3 protein-coding genes and 1 pseudogene are annotated in these 3,439 nt (G+C 63.3%); 3 read left to right on the top strand and 1 reads right to left on the bottom strand.

The features are described from left to right. Positions 1-95 precede the first annotated feature (95 nt). On the bottom strand, positions 96-512 hold the full coding sequence (gene dksA, locus EN939_RS25945; protein WP_013531862.1) for an RNA polymerase-binding protein DksA: 417 nt from the start codon (positions 510-512) through the stop codon (positions 96-98). A 330-nt stretch (positions 513-842) separates the two neighbouring features. Here dksA and EN939_RS25940 point away from each other — a divergent pair, with 330 nt between their 5' ends. The 3 genes and pseudogenes from EN939_RS25940 to EN939_RS25930 all read left to right on the top strand — a co-directional run. Continuing rightward, entirely contained in the window at positions 843-1,346 is a 504-nt protein-coding gene (locus EN939_RS25940; RefSeq protein ID WP_127270625.1) for a SixA phosphatase family protein, read from the top strand. A 63-nt stretch (positions 1,347-1,409) separates the two neighbouring features. After that, positions 1,410-2,888 (top strand): YcjX family protein, encoded by a 1,479-nt coding sequence (locus EN939_RS25935; protein ID WP_127270623.1) that lies wholly within the window; start codon positions 1,410-1,412, stop codon positions 2,886-2,888. Next, positions 2,885-3,439 (top strand): annotated as a pseudogene (locus tag EN939_RS25930) (TIGR01620 family protein); the annotation flags it as partial. The gene EN939_RS25935 and the pseudogene EN939_RS25930, both read left to right, overlap by 4 nt.

Here is a 3,439-nt window from a genome sequence, read left to right as displayed (position 1 = left end):
GTGGATGCCGCACCAATAGAAATGGCCGGAAAACCGGCCATTTTCAGGATCGAGTTCGTTCGGGACAGCCGGCCGTGCGCCGCCGGCCTTGACCTTCAGTCGTCGCGATAGACTTTTTCGCGGCGCTCATGCCGCTCCTGCGCTTCGATCGACAATGTCGCGATCGGACGCGCATCGAGCCGCTTCAGCGCGATCGGCTCGCCGGTCTCTTCGCAATAGCCGTAAGTGCCTTCGTCGATGCGCTGCAGGGCGGAGTCGATCTTTGCAATGAGCTTGCGCTGACGGTCACGGGCCCTGAGTTCGATGGCACGGTCGGTTTCCGAAGAGGCGCGGTCGGCCAGATCGGGGTGGTTGGCGTTTTCTTGCTGCAGGATTTCCAGTGTTTCGCGCGCTTCGCGCAATATGTCATTCTTCCAGGTGACGAGCTTTGAGCGGAAGTAGGATTTCTGCCGCTCGTTCATGAACGGCTCGTCTTCGGAGGGTACGTAATCGGCGGTAACGATGTCGTTCATTCGACTCACCCAAACTGCCCCAAATTTGGCGCCTATATATTCGTCGTCCGACGCCTGCACAAGCGCAATCGGCCGCTGTTTCACGCAATTGTTAAAGTATCCCGCCACGGGTCTTTGCAGCCGCGTACGGTCGCTTTGGTACAAACTCCGCCGAGACACTTTGGATCCGGTGGCACATGCTTTCCGAGATCGGCCGTGATCCCGGGGCGATACGCAAGCGCCTTTGCAGCAAGCAGCATTGGGTGATTCGCTGTGTTTGAAGAGCACGGGCATTGTGCGCAACGCCGTTCTCGTGGCTAATCCCGGGAGGCTTCGGCATTCGGAGGTTGGGTGAGCAGGCTTTATCTGTTGCGACATGCAAAGGCTGGCTGGGCACTGCCCGGCATGCGGGATTTCGATCGCCCGCTCGACGCGTCCGGCCGTTCCGATGCCGAAATGATGGGCGCCGCCATGCGCTCCCGCCTCTATGTTCCGGACCGCACACTCTGCTCCAATGCCAAACGCGCCAAGGAGACGCTGGAAGGCCTGGCCGGCCAGACCGACACCGGCCGGGTCTTGTTCTTCGACGCGCTCTACAGCGCGGACGCGGCCGGTTACCTCCACCTTATCCGCGACAATGGCGGATCGGGCTCATTGCTGGTCATTGGCCACAACCCGATGATGGAAGACCTCACCATGGCAGTTTCGGGCGACGGCGACGAAACCGCGCGGGCCACGCTGAACCACGGGTTTCCGACCGCAGGCCTGGCGGTCGTCCGCTTCGACGGCGATCTTGCCAGCGCCGCTCAAGGCGCCGGCTATCTCGAAGCGTTCCTGACGCCGGCCGATCTCTGAAGCCATTTCAAAGCCTGGTTGTAGAGCCTATATCGGGCGGACCGAAGTCCGAGAGAGCATATTTTGGCATCATCGCTGACCACCTTCACCGACGAGGCGAGGATTGCCCTCGACACGCTGTCAGGCCGCGCCACCGGGCTTTTTTGCCCATCGCTGCGCCTCGGCGTGACCGGATTGTCCCGCGCCGGCAAAACAGTGTTCATATCGGCCCTAGTCCACAATTTGATCCATGGCGGGCGCCTGCCGCTGTTCGAAGCGCAGAAATCGGGTCGCATCGCCCGCGCCTTCCTCGAGCAGCAGCCCGACGACGCGGTGCCGCGTTTCCAGTACGAGGACCACATTGCCGCCCTGCTCAACGACCGCGCCTGGCCCGATTCGACGCGCGCCATTTCGGAACTGCGGCTGACCATCGAATATGAATCGGCCTCCGGCTGGAGCCGCATGTTTTCCTCGGGCAGACTGTCGGTCGATATTGTCGACTATCCCGGCGAATGGCTGCTCGATCTGCCGCTGCTCGGCAAGTCCTTCGCCGATTTTTCGCAGGAAGCCTTCGAAATGGCCGTTCTGCCGGTGCGCGAGGACCTGTCGCAGAGCTGGCGGGCGTTGTCGGCCGGGATCGATCCGAACGCCGATGCCGACGAGATGACGGCGCGCCGGCTAGCCGAGAACTTCGCCGCCTATCTGAAGGCCTGCAAGCTCGACGAGCGGGCGCTTTCGACCTTGCCGCCCGGCCGCTTCCTGATGCCTGGCGATCTCGAAGGCTCGCCGGCACTGACCTTCGCGCCCCTGGCCGGGATCGGCGACAGGCGTCCGCGCCCGGGGTCGCTGCACGCCATGATGGACAGGCGCTATGAGGCCTACAAGACGCATGTCGTCAAACCCTTCTTTCGCGAACACATCACCCGCCTCGATCGCCAGATCGTGCTGATCGACGCCATGCAGGCGCTGAACGCCGGCCCCGGCGCCATGGCCGACCTGGAACGCGCGGTGACCGAGATCCTCAGCTGTTTCCGACCTGGCCGGGGCAGCTTCCTCACCGATCTGTTTTCGCGGCGCATCGACCGCATCCTGGTTGCCGCGACCAAGGCCGACCATCTGCACCACGAAAGCCATGACCGCCTGCAGGCGATCGTGCGGCGGCTTGCCGACCGAGCCGTGGCACGGGCGAATTTCACCGGCGCCGATGTCGACGTGGTCGCCATGGCGGCGGTGCGCGCGACGCGCGAAGGCACCGTCAAGCAAGGCCGGGAGACGTTGCCAGTCATTATCGGCACGCCGATCGCCGGCGAGAGGATCAACGGTGAAACTTTCGATGGAAAAACTGAAACAGCCATATTTCCTGGTGACTTACCGGAGAAAATTGATGCAGTTTTTGATCTTTCGGGAGCCGATCACAAGCAGGATGCCGCGGACCCTGCAATCCGCTTCGTCCGTTTCCGTCCGCCAAAGCTAGAACGAACGGCTGAAGGTATCACCCTGTCGCTGCCGCATATCAGGCTCGACCGTGCCTTGCAGTTCCTGATCGGAGATCATCTGGCATGACCGCGCCCCGCAAGCCGGCAGCGTTCCGGATCGAACCGGAAACCCCACCGAGACAAACGGCCCCTGAGCCGCGCCCCCAGGCCGATGCCCAGCGCAAACCGCGCGCGATGAAGACCGATGTCGCGATGGTCCTCCCGGCGGAAGTCGATGTCTTCGACGAGCCCGACATCATTGCCGCGGAGCCGCCACCGGCCATTGCCCCCAGGAAACGCTCGCTGCTCGGCAGCATCTTCTTCGGCGCCTTTGGCGTGCTGGTTTCGCTGGCTGTCGGCTTGTGGACCGACCAGCTCATACGCGACCTCTTTGCGCGCGCCGAATGGCTGGGCTGGCTGGCCGCCGGCATGGCTGCCATCGCCGTGCTGGCGCTTATGGTGATCCTGATTCGCGAATTCCTGGCGATCGGCCGCCTCGCCGAGGTCGAAAAGCTGCAGAAACGGGCGCTCGACGCAATCGAGCGTGACGATCCCAAGGCGGCACGATCGGTCGTCGACGAGCTGTCGGCCTTTGTCGCGGCCAAACCCGAGACCGCGGCCGGCCGGCGCGCGCTGGCC

Origin of the sequence: Mesorhizobium sp. M7A.F.Ca.CA.002.05.1.1, assembly GCF_003998335.1 — a bacterium.
Classification (GTDB): Bacteria; Pseudomonadota; Alphaproteobacteria; order Rhizobiales; family Rhizobiaceae; genus Mesorhizobium.
Note: the sequence above shows the minus strand (reverse complement) of the source record. Positions and strands in the feature narration are given on the sequence as shown.